This window comes from Chitinophaga rhizophila (genome assembly GCF_019492185.1).
GTDB classification, from domain to species: domain Bacteria; phylum Bacteroidota; class Bacteroidia; order Chitinophagales; family Chitinophagaceae; genus Chitinophaga; species Chitinophaga rhizophila.
Window position 1 is genome coordinate 1190553 of sequence record NZ_JAICCF010000003.1, and the last position, 17885, is coordinate 1208437.

Annotated in this window: 14 protein-coding genes; 10 read left to right on the forward strand and 4 right to left on the reverse strand. The window is 45.6% G+C overall.

What is annotated here, in order from left to right:
* The first annotated feature begins 9 nt into the window (after window positions 1-9).
* A complete protein-coding gene (gene bcp, locus K1Y79_RS19470; protein WP_220251828.1) occupies window positions 10-471 on the forward strand; it encodes a thioredoxin-dependent thiol peroxidase in 462 nt (153 codons plus the stop codon).
* A gap of 83 nt (window positions 472-554) precedes the next feature.
* Here bcp and K1Y79_RS19475 read toward each other — a convergent pair whose 3' ends face one another.
* A complete protein-coding gene (locus K1Y79_RS19475; RefSeq protein ID WP_220251829.1) occupies window positions 555-2087 on the reverse strand; it encodes an SUMF1/EgtB/PvdO family nonheme iron enzyme in 1533 nt (510 codons plus the stop codon).
* A gap of 687 nt (window positions 2088-2774) precedes the next feature.
* Between K1Y79_RS19475 and porU the strand changes: the two genes are divergently transcribed.
* The 7 genes from porU (at window position 2775) to K1Y79_RS19510 (ending at window position 12796) form a co-directional block, all read left to right on the forward strand.
* Complete coding sequence (gene porU / locus K1Y79_RS19480; RefSeq protein WP_220251830.1) at window positions 2775-6131, forward strand: type IX secretion system sortase PorU; 3357 nt, start codon at window positions 2775-2777, stop codon at window positions 6129-6131.
* Between the two features lie 108 nt (window positions 6132-6239).
* Complete coding sequence (porV, locus tag K1Y79_RS19485) at window positions 6240-7418, forward strand: type IX secretion system outer membrane channel protein PorV (protein WP_220251831.1); 1179 nt, start codon at window positions 6240-6242, stop codon at window positions 7416-7418.
* A 127-nt stretch (window positions 7419-7545) separates the two neighbouring features.
* Complete coding sequence (gene ispF, locus K1Y79_RS19490; protein WP_220251832.1) at window positions 7546-8028, forward strand: 2-C-methyl-D-erythritol 2,4-cyclodiphosphate synthase; 483 nt, start codon at window positions 7546-7548, stop codon at window positions 8026-8028.
* Window positions 8029-8095: 67 nt separating this feature from the next.
* Window positions 8096-8539 carry a dUTP diphosphatase gene (dut, locus tag K1Y79_RS19495; protein WP_220251833.1) on the forward strand — a complete coding sequence of 148 codons (444 nt, stop codon included), beginning with the start codon at window positions 8096-8098 and terminating at the stop codon, window positions 8537-8539.
* Window positions 8540-8542: 3 nt separating this feature from the next.
* Complete coding sequence (locus K1Y79_RS19500) at window positions 8543-10381, forward strand: tetratricopeptide repeat protein (protein ID WP_220251834.1); 1839 nt, start codon at window positions 8543-8545, stop codon at window positions 10379-10381.
* Window positions 10382-10423: 42 nt separating this feature from the next.
* Window positions 10424-11254, forward strand: a complete 831-nt coding sequence (locus K1Y79_RS19505) for a DUF4292 domain-containing protein (protein ID WP_220251835.1) — start codon at window positions 10424-10426, stop codon at window positions 11252-11254.
* A gap of 12 nt (window positions 11255-11266) precedes the next feature.
* Window positions 11267-12796, forward strand: a complete 1530-nt coding sequence (locus K1Y79_RS19510; RefSeq protein ID WP_220251836.1) for a murein hydrolase activator EnvC family protein — start codon at window positions 11267-11269, stop codon at window positions 12794-12796.
* Window positions 12797-12975: 179 nt separating this feature from the next.
* Here K1Y79_RS19510 and bshA read toward each other — a convergent pair whose 3' ends face one another.
* Window positions 12976-14127 carry an N-acetyl-alpha-D-glucosaminyl L-malate synthase BshA gene (gene bshA / locus K1Y79_RS19515; RefSeq protein WP_220251837.1) on the reverse strand — a complete coding sequence of 384 codons (1152 nt, stop codon included), beginning with the start codon at window positions 14125-14127 and terminating at the stop codon, window positions 12976-12978.
* 250 nt (window positions 14128-14377) lie between these two features.
* On the opposite strand from bshA, the gene K1Y79_RS19520 reads away from it, so the two are divergent.
* Together K1Y79_RS19520 and K1Y79_RS19525 are read left to right on the forward strand one after the other, a co-directional pair.
* Window positions 14378-15754, forward strand: coding sequence for a M20/M25/M40 family metallo-hydrolase (locus tag K1Y79_RS19520; protein WP_220251838.1), 1377 nt, complete (start codon window positions 14378-14380; stop codon window positions 15752-15754).
* A 24-nt stretch (window positions 15755-15778) separates the two neighbouring features.
* Window positions 15779-16165 carry a hypothetical protein gene (locus K1Y79_RS19525; RefSeq protein ID WP_220251839.1) on the forward strand — a complete coding sequence of 129 codons (387 nt, stop codon included), beginning with the start codon at window positions 15779-15781 and terminating at the stop codon, window positions 16163-16165.
* A gap of 188 nt (window positions 16166-16353) precedes the next feature.
* On the opposite strand, the gene K1Y79_RS19530 is transcribed toward K1Y79_RS19525, so the two are convergent.
* Both K1Y79_RS19530 and K1Y79_RS19535 read right to left on the reverse strand, forming a co-directional pair.
* The gene (locus K1Y79_RS19530) at window positions 16354-17061 is read right to left on the reverse strand and encodes an SAM-dependent methyltransferase (RefSeq protein WP_220251840.1); all 708 of its coding nucleotides are present in this window, start codon (window positions 17059-17061) and stop codon (window positions 16354-16356) included.
* A complete protein-coding gene (locus K1Y79_RS19535) occupies window positions 17045-17824 on the reverse strand; it encodes an EI24 domain-containing protein (protein WP_220251841.1) in 780 nt (259 codons plus the stop codon). The genes K1Y79_RS19530 and K1Y79_RS19535 overlap by 17 nt, the downstream gene beginning before the upstream one ends.
* Window positions 17825-17885 lie beyond the last annotated feature (61 nt).

Sequence of the window (17885 nt, forward strand, 5' to 3'; positions counted from 1 at the left end):
ATACATACAATGACACATTTGAAAGAAGGGGATAAAGCGCCCATATTTAAGGGCACTGACCAGGAAGGAAAACAGGTGTCTCTTAAAGATTTGAAAGGTAAAAAGGTCATCTTATACTTCTATCCGAAAGATATGACGCCGGGATGTACCGCCCAGGCATGTAACCTGAGAGACAATTATCAGGCATTGTTAAAAAAGGGATTTGCTGTAGTGGGAGTAAGTACAGATAGCGAAGAGCGTCACCAGAAATTTACAGAGAAGTATGACCTGCCTTTTCCTTTATTAGCAGATGAGGACCGCACCATACATACACTGTATGGGGTATGGGGAGAGAAGAAGTTTATGGGAAGAATTTTTGATGGCACACATCGTACTACTTTCCTGATCAATGAGAATGGTGTGATCGATAAGATTATCGTGAAACCCGACACAAAAAATCATACTGAAGAGATCCTGGAGATCTGGAAGTAGCAGTAGTTTACTTGCGACACATGATCCGAATAAAAAAGCCCTCCTGTATCAGGAGGGCTTTTTCTTACATGCTGTTGTCAGCACTATCTTTTCTGGCGTTGTTTTTTGAACAGCTGACCAGTTTTGAACTTATTACCTTCTGGGCTACCCACACGGTCCATTGCACAACGGAAACCTACAGTATTGGTTGCCATATCTTCCTGCATGTAGCGACGAGCGCCAGGAGACAGCCAATATGCACGGTCATTCCAGCTACCACCTTTAACAACGTGAGATTTATCATTGATCAGGGAAGTGATACCGTAACCGTATTCTACGTTAGAAAGGGTGTCACCATCAAGGTAGTTGATCACATCACCTTTCTGGTAGTTCAGGCGGTTAGCACTTTCTTCGTCGGTTACATCACGCATTTTCAGGTGACCCAGGCTGTCCTTTTCAGGTTCGCCTTCGCCGTTCATATAAGTAGTCTGGAACTTGTTACCACGGAAGTAGTTGAAGTCATCACCGTCGATCGGATTCAGAGGACGGTAAACGTCCAGTACCCACTCGCTCACGTTACCTGACATATTATAAATACCGAAAGTATTAGGGAAGAAGGCGATTACCGGACCAGGGATGGATGCACGGTCATTCAGACCACCTGCCATACCCATGTTATCACCGGAACCACGTTTGAAGTTCGCCAGGAACTGACCTTGCCATGCACCACGGCGGATATCTCTCAAACCGCTGTTGTTGGTACCCCAGGAATACACCTGTTTATTCATGATCAACTCTTCACCACGTTTACCTTCTTTCTTAGAAGGGCCAGGGTTCTGACCGATGTAACCGAGTGCTGCGTATTCCCACTCAGCTTCTGTCGGAAGGCGATAGTTTGGTAACATTACACCATCTTCAAACTGAGCAGTACGAGGAGAACCGTCTGAGTTTCTGAACTGTTCTTTGGTAGATTTAGACATTTTACCAGGGATACCTTCGTACAGACCAGCTGTGTATGATTTGGTATCGAAGGTGTTATCATCAGACTGATTCTTTACATCATTCTGTGACAACAGGCCTTTGTCTATCAGCAGTTTTTCGTTCACACGGTTGGAACGCCATTTACAATAATCAACGGCCTGTTTCCAGTTCACACCTACTACCGGATAATCGTTATAGGCAGGGTGACGGAAGTAGTATTCTACTAGCGGCTCGTTGTAAGCCAATTCGCTACGCCATACCAGGGTATCTGGCAAAGCTCTGCGGTATACGTCTGGGAAAGATTCGTCATACATACGGCGTAACCAGAAAAGGTACTCGCGGTAGTGTACGTTCGCAACTTCCGTTTCATCAATGTAGAAGGAAGATACAGTAATACGTCTTGGAATGTTATTCCAGTCAGCCATTACGTCCTGTTCAGTCGCTCCCATGGCGAAAGTACCGCCCTGCACGAAAACAAGACCCGGACCAGTCTGCTGGTCCTTATTTTTGGCCACACTGAAACCACCCATCTTAGGATCGTTATAATTCCAGCCAGTAGCTGTGGATTTCTCCTTTTTCTTGCCAACTGAACAAGCGGACAGTGACAGGATTATACTGGCGCCTAAGAGCATTGAGACAGAGGTTAATCTATGCATGCGATTCAGCTTTTTTATTTGATGTTTATGGTAAACGCAAATGTAGGATAATTTATTTTATAGTAAAAATAATTAATCTGTAAGCGTTCACCCTTTTATTAAGTTTAAATAATTGACAATCAGTCTTTTGAGATTCCGGTGGCGAACTGGACTACGTATTAAGTTAATCTTAACTGTAATCCCTGCCAATGGCTATCTGGAGGCTGTCTGGTAGTAGCTGGCGTTGGTTTATGACTCATAGATACATGGTTACTACATACATATCATTTAGGCACTTTCTTTTAATCCCCCGGGATAATTATTTGTTCGTCGCTTGGCCGTCGCTAGTTCGTCGCTTGTTCGTCCACACTAAAAGTGATCTTTTCAGCTAAAAAAGGCAAATTCAATTGTAGGATGCTGACGTAAATATACAAATTTCTCATTCCGGTTTTCTTCTTCGAGGTCCTAACTTTTCTCTCTCCCGCTACAGGCAGCTTTAACCATTCATAGAACGCCGGCAGGCAGTAGATTATTATATTACCCACCTTCCCTTGTCATAAAATGTCCCGTTACCTTGCTCTCATATGTTATAAAAAGCTGAAATACAATGCAGCCATTCCGCAAAGACATTCCGTGACAACCGATCTGATGTCTGATTTAGCGTTATAAATATACTTAAATATTATTATGTTTGCGCAAATAACCACTATGAAGCTGACAGTCTTCTTCTGTGTATTGTTTGCCTACTGCCTGCCGGCGATCGGGGCGAACGGGAGAGGAGGTCCTTACGCCGCACATTCCGTGCTTTCCAAAGGAAGCTGGTTTAAGCTCGCCGTTACCCGGGAAGGCATCTACAAAATAGATAAAGCCCTGCTGGCCGCAGCTGGTGTCAGCGGAGCGCCTGCCAACGTTAGACTCTACGGGGCCGGTGGCCGTATGCTGCCGGAAGCTAATGCAGCCAGCAGACATGATGATCTACCGGAGGTGGCCCTGATTGAAGAAGGCGACTACCTTTTGTTTTACGCTCCCGGGCCACATTCCTGGCAATATCAGGGTGGCAACTTTACACATACTGCAAATCTTTATGCCGATACGGCCTGGTATTTCCTGACCACTGATAATGGGACAGGTAAGCGGGCTATAACAGATCCGACTACGCCGGCAGCATCGCTGCTGGTGAATAGTTTTGATTATCGTACTTTTTATGAGAATGATAGTCTCAATTTCCTGAATAGCGGGAAACAGTGGTGGGGTACAGTTTTTAACAGTGCCCGGCCCCAGCATACTATTAATTTCACGTTGCCACTCCTACCTCAGTCAGTAAAAGTAGGTGTCAGGGTGGCGGCCAGGAGTAACGGTACCAGCCGGTTTTCGATCCAGGCAGGTTCCGGTATGATCGGCAGCATTGGGTTATCTCCTGTGAGTGGTAATATTTTTGAAGCATTTGCTGCTATAGGTGTCGGTTACTACAATACCGCGCCCTCAGGTACTACGCTTCCTGTAACCCTCACTTTTACCCCTGGTGGAGGAGGTGCGCAGGGATGGCTGGATTATCTGACGTTGCAGGCCCGTTGTCGGCTGCAACTGCCCTCGGGACAACCATTGTTCTTCCGGGATATGGCAACGGTATTGCCAGGACAAACGGCACAGTACCGGATAGAGAATGCCGACAGTCAGACGACAATAATGGATATAACTGACCCTTTGCAGCCGGTGAAGGTACAAACGCGGCTTACAGGGAATACAGTAACCTTTTCGCGGGACTGTGGCACACTGCATGAGTATGCCGCTCTGAACGGTCAGGGGTATTTGCAACCGGTGCCCGCAGGGAAGGTCGCCAACCAGGACCTGCATGGTCTCAGTGGTGCAGATATGTTGATTGTTACAATACCGGGTTTGCAGTCAGCTGCTGATAAACTGGCTGCCTGGCATAGTATGCAGGACAAGCTGAATGTAAAGGTGGTCACAGTAAATGAAATCTATAACGAATTTGGATCAGGCACCCCGGATCCGACGGCTATAAGAGATTTTGTGAAGATGTGTTATGACCGCGGAGGCCTGCAATACCTGTTGCTGTTCGGAGATGCCTCTTACGATTATAAAAACAGGATAGCCGGCAATACAAACCTGGTGCCCACATGGCAAAGCGCTATCTCAAATGATCCGGTAAACGCCTATCCTTCCGACGACTTTTTTGGTTTCCTGGATGATGCAGATGATATTAATGACAACAGCAGGATAAATCAGCTGGATATAGCTATAGGCAGATTGCCTGTGCAGACGCTTTCACAGGCCGAGGCCGTGGTGAAGAAAATCATAGGTTACAATGTGCCTGCTAATTATGGTCGCTGGCAGCAGCATATTACAATTGTGGCAGATGATGGCGATGACAACCTCCACCTGCAGGATGCGGAGCATATGAGCGAGATTGTGGGTGGGCAATGGCCTGCGGGAAATATTAAAAAGATATACCTGGATGCCTATCCGAAAGTAGCTGATGCAGGAGGAAGTCGTTATCCGGCGGTAAATAAAGCTATTGCAGAAGATATTTTTGAAGGTACGTTAATATGGAATTATACCGGCCATGGTAGCTATTCCCGGCTGGCCGAAGAGGTCATTATGGAACAAAGTTCTTTGGCTACCTGGAAAAATACTGGTAAACTGCCGTTGTTTATCACTGCAACTTGCGATTTTGCACCTTTTGATAACCCGGCTTACGTTTCTTTAGGAGAGCAGCTACTATTACAGGAACAAGGTGGAGGTATAGCACTGATGACTACTACAAGAGCAGTTTTCTCGGCCTCCAACAAGGTAATGAATGCCAACTACCTGCAAAAGCTGCTAACCCCGGCTGCAGATGGACGGATGCCAACATTGGGTCAGGCTGCCATGCAGGCAAAAAACCTGACTTATGCCACGTATATTGACATTCCCAACAACCGTAAGTTCCAGTTACTGGGAGATCCGGCACTGACGTTGGCTTTCCCGCAGTATCATGTAGTAACTGATTCTATTAATGGCAAAGCAGCAGGAGACGTACCGGATACATTGAAAGCGATGGGCCGGTATACTGTTAAAGGCCATCTGGAAGACGCGCAGGGTGTACGCCAGGACAATTACAAGGGAACGTTATATACAACAGTGTATGATAAACCCGCATTGCAGTATACAATGGGTAATGATGCCGGTAGTACTAAAGCAGCTTATTACCAGCAGCAGCATATGTTGTATCGTGGCCAGCAGACCATTCAGGACGGACAGTTCACCTGTACGTTTGTAGTTCCTGCTGATATTGATTATCAGACGGGAGCAGGAGTACTCAGTTTCTATGCTGCGAATAGTATTATTGCCGCAGGAGGTGTATATTCAGGCGTGCAGATAGGAGGTACGGCAGATGATGTTGAACAAGATGCATCAGGGCCTGTTATACAAGCGTACCTGGACAATGAGTATTTCCGTAACGGTGGATTAACAGGAGAGAACCCTGTGTTACTGTTACATCTGAAAGACGAACAGGGTATTAATACTTCCGGCTATGGCATTGGGCATGATCTTATTGCTACGCTGGATAATGATAAAGAGCAGTATTATATACTCAATAATTTCTTTGAAGCGGTGACTGATAGCTATCAGGAAGGTAAGGTGCGGTTTCCGTTGTATGCACTGGCAGAGGGTTCACATACGATGACCATCAAAGCCTGGGATACGCATAACAACGCTGGTACAGCCACTTTGCAGTTCAGGGTAATTAAGTCATCCGGTATGACTATAGGAAAGGCAGGTTGCTTTCCGAATCCGTTTCATCACCAGACCCAGTTTACTTTTGAGCACAATCAACAGGATCAGGCGCTGGAGGTAATGGTGCAGATATATACGGTAACCGGCCAACAAATAAAAACTATACGTCATACAATAAATAGCGGTGGTAGCCGTTATGTAGGAGCACCTTGGGATGGAACCAACGATTCCGGCTCCCGTGTGCCGCCTGGAATGTATATATATAATATTTTGGTAACAGCGAATGGTAAAAAAACGATTTTAGGCGGGAAAGTCACTGTATTTTAACCTATGCATCAAATGCAAAAACTAAATTCGCACGTCCCTTACCAGGCCCCTGTTATTGAACATATTGATTTTCGAACTATTTTTACAACTCGTTCTAAACACTATTGCATGTATAATTGCATGATCAGAAAGGTAACTGTAAGCCTTATTTGTTGCATCCTATTTTCTCTGTCTGTCAGCGCCCAAATTGGTACTGGTCAACTCGATGGCAGGACCAATACTATTAATACAGCTGTTCCTTTTCTGCGCATTTCTCCGGACGCAAGAGCCGGCGCCATGGGCGATGCTGGTGTTGCCACTTCACCGGATGCAAATTCCATCTTCTGGAATCTGTCGAAGGTATCGTTTGCTAAATCCCGTTCTAATATATCTGTTACCTATACCCCCTGGTTAAAAGAACTGGTAAACGACGTGTTCCTGGCTACGCTGGGAGGATACTATCAACTGGACGAGTTTCAGACAGTATCTGCGTCATTGCGTTATTTCTCTTTAGGTACTATCAACTTTACTGACATCACAGGTATGCCTACGTATGACTATCGTCCGCGTGAGTTTGCGTTTGATGCAGGTTATTCCCGCAAATTATCTGACAATCTCTCCGTAGCACTTGCCGGACGTTATATCTACTCTAACCTGGCCAGCGGCGATATTAACGGCCGTGTGATCAAGCCGGGTACTGCCTTTGCTACAGACCTGTCATTGTTCTATACAAAAGATTATGAGAAGTCAGACAACGCTGTCAATACCTGGAACGTGGGTCTGGCACTGACTAATATCGGTACTAAGATATCTTATACAGAATCTGCCACTAACAGAGACTTCCTGCCAACTAACTTCGGATTGGGTACTGCTTATACTTTTGGCCTCGATGAGACCAATAAGCTGATGCTGACATTAGACCTGAATAAACTGATGGTGCCTACGCCTGACAGTCTTGGACTATACCGTCAAAAGTCTACCATATCAGGTATGTTCTCTTCCTTTGGTGATGCACCAGGTGGTTTCAGTGAGGAGTTACAGGAGTTTACAGTATCTGCAGGCGGTGAATATGCATTCCGCGACCAGTTCTTTGTACGTGCCGGTTACTTCTACGAAAACAAGAACAAGGGTAACCGTAAGTATGTAACAGCCGGTCTGGGTGTGAAATATAATATGTTTGGTCTCAACTTCTCTTATCTCGTACCATCAGGTAATGGCATCCAGCGTAACCCGTTGTCAAATACACTTCGTTTCTCACTGGTGTTTGACCTGGATCATCAGAACGAGGATAACAGCAATACCTGGTAATAGCTGTGCTCTAAATAGTTAATGTTTTTTAAAAATATAAGAATCCTCCGGAAATCGCCGGAGGATTTTTAATTTGCGGGTAATTTTAGCCTTTAAAGGCTTATATTTCAAAGTTTATACATCTGTCATGACTAAATTGCGTATCGGGCTTGGAGTAGATTTTCACCAGTTAACAGAAGGAAGGGATTTCTGGCTGGGTGGCGTTTTGGTACCGCACCATAAGGGTGCATTAGGGCATAGCGACGCAGACGTGTTGTTACATGCTATCTGCGATGCGATGCTGGGAGCGGCCAGTCTGGGTGATATTGGGGTACACTTTCCGGATACGGACAATACCTATAAAAACATTGACAGCAAGATATTGCTGAAACGTACATTGGAATTGATCAACCAGAAAGGCTATCAGGTCGTAAATATAGATAGTACCTTATGCCTGCAGGCGCCTAAGATCAAGCCTTATGTAGTACAAATGCAGGAAACGATTGCCGGCATACTCAATATATCAACAGAAGAAGTGTCTATCAAGGCTACAACTACTGAAAAGTTGGGCTTTGTGGGCCGTGAGGAAGGTGTGGTGGCTTATGCTACTGTATTATTGGAGAAAGCATAAGAAATAGTAAATCAACTACTTGTCTATAGTCGGCTGACTATGGACTATTTAAAATACCTTTGCATTAATGGCAGCTATTACAGTTAAAATCATCAATAAATCCGCCAATCCGCTGCCGGCCTATGCCACAGCAGAAGCGGCAGGTATGGACCTCCGGGCCAGCCTTGAGACAGCAATTACACTTCAACCGCTGGAAAGAATACTTATCCCTACCGGCCTGTTCATAGAACTGCCAACAGGATATGAAGCACAGCTCAGACCGCGTAGTGGTCTCGCTATAAAGCAGGGGCTTACACTGCTGAATACACCCGGCACAATTGATGCAGACTACAGAGGGGAGATCAAAGTCATTATGATCAACCTGTCTAATGAGCCGCAGGCAATTGCACCCGGAGAGCGTATTGCTCAAATGGTCATTGCGCCCTTCGTTCAGGCACAGCTGGAAGCAGTAGAGTTGCTGACAGATACTGAACGTGGCGCCGGCGGTTTCGGCCACACCGGTAAATCTTAATAAATGTTCAGAACCCACAATAACGATAAAACCTTGCCCGTAATTAATAGTCTGCCGGCTTTCAGCAGGCGCGTAAGCCGGTTGTCCTTGTTACTGGCAGGTTTTTGTTGTGTGTTGGGTATGGCCTGCCGCACAGGCAAGGCCGTCACTTCCCGTCAGCCTTCTTCCCGGAATACGCATGTAGTCAGGGATTCATCTCTGCTACAACAGCGGGCTGACAGCCTGTTCTTCTCTGCTCAGCGTTCCAAATTGCTGGGAGACTACCGTACCGCTATTACTCAATTCTCTGACTATCTGCGTCTTAAAAGGAATAATCCTACTGCTTACTACGAACTGGCTCGTCTTTTCATTGAGGTGCGCAATCCGCAGTATGCATTGGGCTTTGCCAGAAGAGCCGCAGCTATGGATACTACCAATAAGTGGTTTCAGATTACATTAGCAGATGCTTTTGGTGTCAATGCCCAGTTTGACAGTGCAGCAGCAGTATATAGCCACCTTTCAGCAAGATATCCTGCCAGCGAAGAGTATCTCTATAACAAAGGGATGTTCCTGGCAAAAGCAGATAAGCCTGACGAAGCGCTTGTGGTATTTGATACGCTTGAGTCAAGAGCCGGGCTGGTTGAAGAGCTGGCGTTTCAGAAGCAGCGGTTATACCTGAAATTGAACAGGGTAGAAGATGCCGCAGCAGAAGTGCAGAAGCTGATCAATCAGAATCCCGAGGATGTAAGGTATTACCTGATCTTGGGAGATATCTACAATTCAAATGACCGTATGGAAGAAGCTACCGCGATATATAATGAGGTGCTGGAACGTGACTCTGTCAATCCACGTGCACTTATTGCATTATCCGGTTACGCCAAGAAGGAAGGCCGGTATGATGCATACTGGAACTACCTGATCCGCGCTTTTTCCAATCCGGATTACAATATAGACGAGAAAGTGGCGTATGTATACCCTTACCTTCAAATGCAGAAGCTGGATACCAGCAAGCTGATGGAAGGGTTACAACTTGCACGCCTGGTGATAGAGGCACATCCCGAAGAGGCAAAGGCTTATGCGCTGCAAGCGGATATGTACTCGCAGGCGGGTATGCTCGATAGTGCCTTGATGGATTATAATAAGGCAGTGACGCTGGATTCTACACGTTTCACCGTTTGGTACCAGCTAATGTGGATCTACTCTAAAAAAGAAGAGCCTGATAACCTGTTGAAAGTGAGTGAAGTGGTAGCTGAACGCTTTCCAAAGGAATTTATGGGCCATTATTTCAGAGGGGTGGCCAACTTTTTGCTACAGAATTATCCCGCATCCATAGAGGCTTTGAATATAGCAGTGCAGACCGGCAGTAATAATGACAAAAACACGCGAGCAGATGTGTTTTCATTGTTAGGAGACGCTTATCATGCTACTGGTCAGCATCTGATGTCTGACAGCAGTTATGACAGGGCGCTGGCCCTGAAGCCCAATGACGCAATGGTACTCAATAACTTCAGTTATTATCTTTCTCTTCGGGGAGAGCAGCTGAGCAAGGCGGAGAGTATGTCCAAGCGTTCATTGGAACTGGAGCCTGAGAGTACCAACTTTATGGATACATACGCCTGGATATTGTTCCGGATGGCCCGATATGAACAGGCCAGGGAGTGGATGGAAAAGGCGATGCAGTATGAGGAAGCACGTGAGAATCCTAATATGCTTGAGCATTACGGTGATATCCTGTTTAACCTCCATCAGGTGGACAAGGCCCTGGAGTATTGGCAGCTGGCCAAACAAAAGGGAGCCAATTCGGTTGCGTTAGCCCGTAAAATTGCAGAAAAACGGTATATACTTGCAACCGAAAGAGAATAGCGAACTTTCCCGTGAACAGGGGAATGTATTGAATTAAAGATCATGATGAAGCAAACATTAGCACTGATAGTATCAGGTATTATTAGCACGGGACTCTTTTCATGCAGGCATAGCCGTCAGATAGCAAGGACCTCTTTTCCCGTTGCGGATACCAGCCATCAGGCAAATACGGCAGATAGTGCATCTATAGCAGCTGCCAATACTTTCAACACAGAAATGCTCGCAAAACTGCGCAGTAACTATATCAGTTTTAATACTTTTTCCGCCAAGCTAAAGGTTGACTTCGAGACAGAGGCTAAACAGATGTCGGGCATCAGTGTTAACCTGCGCATGCAGAAGGATAGTATTATATGGATCTCGGCATCTGCACCGATTATAGGGGAAGTAGCAAGAGCAGTTATTACACCAGACAGTCTGAAAGCAATAGATAAGTTTCATAAAATTGCCTATCTGCGTGGTATGAAGGATGCAAAGGATATCCTGCATATTCCCTTTGATTTCAGAACACTGCAGGACCTGATCATTGGCAATCCAGTTTATCTTACGGACTCCGTATACCAGGTAGTAAAGACGCCGGCAGTTGTGTCTTTCGCTTGTGATAGCACAGTATTCACCAGTCTGTTTAATGTGTTGGCTGACGACTATATATTGCAACAGAGCAAGGTTATAGATAAAGACAGTACACGTAACCGTTCAGTAGAACTGACATACGGCGAATATAAATCAATGGATAAAGGTAAATTTGCCACCCGCCGGCAGGTCTATGTTGAAGACAAGAAATATACTAAGATCAACATGGAATTTAACAAAATAGATTTCGACCAGCCGATAAGCCTTCCATTCAGTATTCCCTCTAGTTATTCAAGGGAATAGGAATAGATTGTAATGCACCCGAAATTTGTAAATTGCTATTTTGCAGCTATCTTTAAAACCATCATGCTGAATCTGAAGAAGTTTTTCCCGTTTGTATTGATCTTAGGTTTATTACCGGCCTTGCTGTATGCACAGGCTCCCCAATTATCGCGGGACGAACTGGAGCATAGAAAGAAAGAGTTGCAGCGTGAGATAGATGAGGCAAATGAGGCGCTGAAGAATACGAAGAGATCAACACGTGAGAGCCTGAGTCAATTAAGGGCATTGCGTGAGAAGATTAATCTGCGTACCCGCCTTATCAATAACATCAACGAAGAAATAAACTTTATCAACGGCGATATTAACTCTGCTTACAGGGATATTAAAACCCTTGAGAAAGACCTGGATACGCTGAAGTCACAATATGCACAGCTAGTCGTATATGCGTATAAAAATCGTAGTACTTATGACATGCTGAACTTTATCTTTTCTGCAGAAACATTTAATGATGCGATCAAAAGGTATCAGTATCTGAAACAATACCGTGACTATCGTCGCAGGCAGGCTGATAATATCCTCGAAACAAGAGTGTTGTTAAGCAAGAAAATTGAAAATCTGCAGGATCAGAAGGAGAAGCGCTCTGGTACACTGAAAACAGAGCAGGAGCAACGAACCATTCTTGAGGTTGATAAAAAGGAAAAGGATAAGGTGCTCACTAATCTGAAAGGACGTGAGAAGGAACTGGTTGCAGATATTAATAAGAATAAGAAAGATGCGCAGAAAGTACAATCTGCTATTCAGGCGGTAATCCGTCGTGAGATAGAGATTGCACGCAGGCAGGCCGAAGAAGAAGCTGCCGCTAAGCGTAAAGCAGCTGCAGAAGAGAAGCGCAGGAAAGAGGAAGCTGCCCGTAAAGCCGCCGCCCTTGCCGCAGCTAATGCTGCCGCTGCCAACGCAGCAAAAAATGCAGCTAACAATGCTAACAACAATGCGGTTGCTGCTAATAAACCAGACAACAAGCCTGACCCTAAACCAGAGCCTAAAGCAGCAGAACCTGCTCCTAAGCCTGCAGCGCCTGCACCAGAGCCTGAGAAGCCAGTACGTACAGAGAACGTCCTGGAGGCTACACCTGAAGCGCTTGCATTATCAGAAAGCTTTGAAAGTAATCGTGGCAAACTACCATGGCCGGTAAGTTCCGGTCACATAATTGGTCACTTTGGTCGCCAGCAGCACGCGGTAATGGAAAGGATTACAGTAGAGAATGACGGGGTGATCATCGGTACCAGCAAAGGCGCTGCCGTAAAAGCAATATTCCAGGGTGAGGTTAGAACTGTGGCAGTGATTCCTGGTGGCGGTTCATTGGTAATCATCCGGCATGGTCAATACTTCACAAACTATGCACGATTAAAGAGTGTGAACGTAAGAACAGGAGATAGGGTAAGTACAGGCCAGGTAATTGGTACTGCCGGTACTAACGAATTGGAGAATCTGGGAGAAGTGGAGTTGCAGATCTACCGGGGTATACAAAAGCAGAACCCTGAGTTCTGGATCAGAAAGAAATAATAGTGTCACGATAATGGTAAAAGCCCCCGGGAATGGTTTATTTCCCGGGGGCTTTTTCGTATCCGGCCAGCTTGCTTTCCGGTGAAGGTATTCGTATATCAGCGAATAGCAGGAGGACAAAAAGAAACCCGCCTGGTTTTCATGACCAGACGGGTATAATATGTTAAGCACTAATCAGCTTATTTATCTATAGAGGTCAACGCTTTATTCATCACTTCTTCATACAATGCCTCATACTGCGGGATGATATTGTCGATATGGAAACGTTGTGCCTGTTCGAGCGCACCTTTCCGCATTGCAGCCAGGAGTTGTTCATCTTCCAGCAATTGGATGGCGTGAGTTGCCATGCTGTTAACATCTCCTACGGGGCTCAGGAAACCTGTTTTACCATGAATATTCACTTCAGGAAGGCCACCGGCATTTGACGAAATCACAGGTACTTCTGCAGCCATAGCTTCCAGAGCGGCCAGGCCGAAGCTTTCATAGTCGGATGGTAGCAAAAACAGGTCAGCGATAGACATTACATCTTCCAGTTGTTCCTGCTTACCCACAAAACGTACGTCTCCGCAGAGATGCATATCGCGGCACATCGATTCTATAGCCGGCCGGTCAGGGCCATCGCCAACAAGTAGCAGCTTAGCAGGCATTTTGGCCCGCACCTGCTGGAAGACCTTCACTACATCAGGTACCCGCTTAACTTTACGGAAGTTGGATACGTGCAGGAGGATCTTTTCGCCATTAGGAGCAATCGCATTTCTAAAATGCATCAGTTCTGCTGCGCGACGCTTGAAGCGCTCGGTATCCACAAAGTTGTAAATGACTTCAATATCTTTCTCAATCTGGAATGACTTGTAGGTCTCTTCTCTGAGATTGTTGGATACAGCTGTAATAGCGTCAGACTCGTTAATAGAGAAAGTTACTACAGGTGCATAGGTCTTATCCTTACCTACCAGGGTGATATCAGTACCATGTAGCGTAGTGATAAATGGTACAATGCGGCCCTGCTTGCTTACAATCTGTTTGGCCAGATAGGCAGTAGATGCATGCGGAATGGCATAGTGTACATGCAGCAGATCCAGCTGCTGGTTCAGTATGACGTCTACCATTGTGCTGCTCAGTGCAGACTCGTAGGGCGGAAAATCAAATAGTGGGTAAGTAGGAACCTGCACCTCGTGATAATATATATTAGCATGAAAGGCATTGAGCCGCACAGGTTGCTGATAAGTGATAAAATGGACCATATGGCCTTTATCTGCCAGCGCTTTTCCCAGTTCAGTTGCCAGTACGCCACTACCCCCATAAGTAGGGTAACATACTATTCCAATTCGCATGTGTTGTTATTTAATACTTTAAAACGCTCAACGTCAATGTTAGACGTTTAGCATAAAATGCAGAACGCTTCACGCAGAACACAGTTTTTACGTTAATTACAGGCTACAAAATTATAACATTTTAAATTGCCGCTCCCGGTATTTGGGATTAGCGGCATGTTAAGATTGTCATGTAGGATTAATGTATGGCTGATCCATTTGAATAACAGGGTTATTTAATTAGTTTTAGTGCCTTAAATCGACTTTGTATATGAGAAATTACCTGCTGCCGGCACTGTTGGCCATCACCTTTCCGGTATGCGCCCAACAGCAAGAGAATGATTCCCTGATTTTAAGAAACCTGGCTAACGAAGTCCTTACACATAGTACTGCATATGCTAATCTGAGGGAACTAACCCAGCAGGTAGGCGGACGTCTGGCGGGATCGCCGCAGATGGTACAGGCTGAGAAGTGGGGCGTGAAAGTATTGAAAGACGCTGGCGCAGACACTGTGTATATGCAGGCATGCCAGGTGCCTCACTGGGTAAGGGGCGCAAAAGAGGAGGTACGTGTCATCTCCCGCCGTCGCGATTTTATCCCGCCGTTGAATGTGCTGGCGCTCGGTAATTCTATAGGTACTGCACCGGCAGGTATAACTGCTCCGGTGATAGAGGTGGCTTCTTTTGAAGACCTGGAGGCCAAAAAAGATAAAGTAAAAGGAAAGATCGTATTCTATAACTATGCTTTCAAACCAGAATTTGTCCGCACCTTCGAGTCTTACGGAGACGCTGTTAAGTATCGCGGACAAGGGGCCAGTCGTGCTGCAAAATATGGGGCTCTGGCTGTAGTGGTACGTTCCATGAGTCATGGGGCCAATAATCTTCCGCATACAGGCTCCCTTCGTTATGATGAAGATGCGCCTAAGATCCCGGCAGTAGCTATCGGACTGGAAGATGCAGATATGTTGAGCAGCCGTCTGAAAGGCGAGTCAGACCTGAAACTGTTCTTCCGCACAAACTGTCAGATGCTGCCTGATACTACCGGCCATAATGTGATCGGCGAGATTCGTGGTAGTGAAAATCCCGACAGATATATCACTGTAGGCGGACACCTGGATTCCTGGGACGTTAATGAAGGTGCGCATGATGACGGTACCGGTTGTGTACAGTCAGTAGAACTATTACGTGCTTTCAAAGCGCTGGGTATTAAACCAAAGAATACGATCCGTATCGTACTGTTTGCCAATGAAGAAAATGGTGCGCGCGGAGGTAAGAAATATGCAGAAGTTGCAAAAGCAAAAGGAGAGCAGCATATCTTCGCACTGGAAAGTGATGCAGGTGGTTTTACTCCACGCGGTTTCTCCCTGATGATGCCGGATGATAAACGTGCGAAGGTGAAATCATGGGCACCGCTGTTCCTGCCTTATGACGTATATGATTTTGATGCCGTAGGCGGTGGAGTGGATGTAGGACAGCTGTATGAAGCAATTGGTACTCCAATGGGCGAATTGCTGCCAGATTCTCAACGTTACTTTGACCTGCACCATGCAGCAAATGATACCTTTGAAGCTGTGAACAAAAGAGAGATGGAGCTAGGAGCATTCAGCATGGCAGGACTGATTTACCTGATCGATAAATATGGATTGTAATCCTTACCTGATCAAATAAACAATATGCGCAGATTTCTTTTTATGGTCGTTGGAGGCGTTCTTGTAGCGCTGGCGTTATTCTTCACCTACAAGTATTACTTCGTATTCGGTCGAGGTGTGAAAGCCGGAGAATTGAACTACTTCGTAGAGAAAGGGTATGTTTTCAAAACGTATGAGGGCCGCCTTATCCAGAGTGGTTACCGCTCCAAGCAACCCGGCGCTCTGCAGTCTAATGAGTTCCAGTTCTCTGTAACTGATGAACGTGTTGCACAGCGTCTTATGGGCGCGAGCGGTCAGTTTGTAGAACTGCATTATAAAGAATACCTGGGTGCAATTCCGTGGAGAGGGTTCAGCAATTTTATTGTGGATAGTGTAATCACCATAAAGGAAGCGAATTACGGAGGTAATTAGAAATCCGGAAGTGAATATTCAGCTTTGATATCCGAGGCTAAGAACTGCTGTGGAAACACCAGTTTAAAAAGCAAGCGCCTGATCTGCATATAGATCAGGCGCTTGTTGTTTAGTTAGTTAGTATTAATGTCTGACGGTATTCTGCCCGCTTTTTAACCTTACTTTAGCAGGCTAGATAGGTGATATACTTATTGTGCCAGTAGCAGGAATATCGCTGGTTTTTTATGTAGTTCAGGAAGCGCTTGTTTCCAGGCTTTCACAGTTCTGGTACGAATAAATTCATCTGGCCCGGTGATGTCTGCTGCCACACATACCTGCGTATTGTCTTTGCAGTTAGCAAGGATATCCTTCAGCAACTGGTTGTTGCGGTACGGCGTTTCTATGAAGAGCTGGGTCTGTTGCTTCTTCTGTGACTGCATTTCCAGATCACGGATGGATTTAATGCGTTCAGGAGGTTTCACAGGCAGATAGCCTACAAACTGGAAGTTCTGGCCATTCATTCCAGAAGCCATCAGTGCCAGTAGCATAGAGTTAGGTCCTACCATCGGGATGACCTGTGCATCAATAGTATGTGCTACCTGTACGACGAGATGTCCTGGGTCTGCTATAGCCGGACATCCTGCTTCACTGATTACACCGATATCCTTGCCGGCAAGCAGCAATTGTTTGGCCAGGGCAGTATCCGGCTGCTGATGTTCAGACATCAGCAGCAGCTGTAACGCATCAATGTTAATACTTTTATCCAGTGCTTTCAGATATCTTCTGGCTGTACGTTCATTCTCCACAAAGAATACGCTGATCTGCTGTACTACCGGGGTAATATAGGCCGGTATAGTGTGCAGGGTATCTGCACTTAATACGGTGGGAATCAGGTATACCTTACCAGGTTGCGCCATGCAATAATCTTTTATCGGATAAGTGAATAGTTGCGGCTATAACGGCATAGGAGGGAGCCATAACCCATCCTAGTATAGGAATAAACATCAGTATATAAAATACCATCCCGTTACCCAGGGCAATACCTCTGTGCGCTTTGATGAAGTTGATGCTCTGTTTTGTACTCATCTGGTGTCTCTCGCAACTGTAGTCTACCATCGAGAAGCCATAGAAGTAGCATTCTATAAAGAAAGCAAACAGCGGAGTGATCCAGCCTACTATTGGTATAAATGATAGTATGATGAGGAATATAACACAGATAGTCTGATAGAGCATATTGCGCAGGGATATAATGATACCACGGCCCATATCTTTAACAAACTGCTGCATGCTGAATGGGAAGTCCCGCTCTTCCAGTATTGCTTCTGTTTTCTCTGACAGATAGGCAAACAGGGGAGAGCCGAGTATAAGGAAAAGGTATTTGTAGTATGAAAAGTATAACAGCAGCATCATGATCCTAATGGAAAAGGCCAGTAGGATAAAGAAGAAACTGACCCAGCTGCTTTCAAGGTCCTGTATCCATATTTTAAGTGGAAGCAGGTTAAACAGGTATTCAACAAATTCTCCGGAGTAGCCCCATACAAAGTAGCTGCCTGTCATAAACAATATGCAGTAAAGGATACCGGGCACAAGTATCCACTTCCATAAGCTGTGCTGCATAATAAACTGGTGAGCTTTTCCATAAGCCTGGATAGCAGCCAGTACTTCTCTGAATGAAAACAAAATCCTGGAATTTTAGTGTTATTTATTCGCTAAAAGCATTGATCCGGTTGTAAGTAACTAA

What these genes read in the sequence shown, in the direction of transcription:
- porV (WP_220251831.1), top strand. Translation starts at nt 6,240, where the DNA reads ATGTATAATTGCATGATCAGAAAGGTAACTGTAAGCCTTATTTGTTGC.
- K1Y79_RS19510 (WP_220251836.1), top strand. Translation starts at nt 11,267, where the DNA reads ATGCACCCGAAATTTGTAAATTGCTATTTTGCAGCTATCTTTAAAACC.
- K1Y79_RS19500 (WP_220251834.1), top strand. Translation starts at nt 8,543, where the DNA reads ATGTTCAGAACCCACAATAACGATAAAACCTTGCCCGTAATTAATAGT.
- porU (WP_220251830.1), top strand. Translation starts at nt 2,775, where the DNA reads ATGAAGCTGACAGTCTTCTTCTGTGTATTGTTTGCCTACTGCCTGCCG.
- ispF (WP_220251832.1), top strand. Translation starts at nt 7,546, where the DNA reads ATGACTAAATTGCGTATCGGGCTTGGAGTAGATTTTCACCAGTTAACA.
- K1Y79_RS19525 (WP_220251839.1), top strand. Translation starts at nt 15,779, where the DNA reads ATGCGCAGATTTCTTTTTATGGTCGTTGGAGGCGTTCTTGTAGCGCTG.
- dut (WP_220251833.1), top strand. Translation starts at nt 8,096, where the DNA reads ATGGCAGCTATTACAGTTAAAATCATCAATAAATCCGCCAATCCGCTG.
- K1Y79_RS19520 (WP_220251838.1), top strand. Translation starts at nt 14,378, where the DNA reads ATGAGAAATTACCTGCTGCCGGCACTGTTGGCCATCACCTTTCCGGTA.
- bcp (WP_220251828.1), top strand. Translation starts at nt 10, where the DNA reads ATGACACATTTGAAAGAAGGGGATAAAGCGCCCATATTTAAGGGCACT.
- K1Y79_RS19530 (WP_220251840.1), bottom strand. Translation starts at nt 17,061, where the DNA reads ATGGCGCAACCTGGTAAGGTATACCTGATTCCCACCGTATTAAGTGCA.
- bshA (WP_220251837.1), bottom strand. Translation starts at nt 14,127, where the DNA reads ATGCGAATTGGAATAGTATGTTACCCTACTTATGGGGGTAGTGGCGTA.
- K1Y79_RS19505 (WP_220251835.1), top strand. Translation starts at nt 10,424, where the DNA reads ATGATGAAGCAAACATTAGCACTGATAGTATCAGGTATTATTAGCACG.
- K1Y79_RS19475 (WP_220251829.1), bottom strand. Translation starts at nt 2,087, where the DNA reads ATGCATAGATTAACCTCTGTCTCAATGCTCTTAGGCGCCAGTATAATC.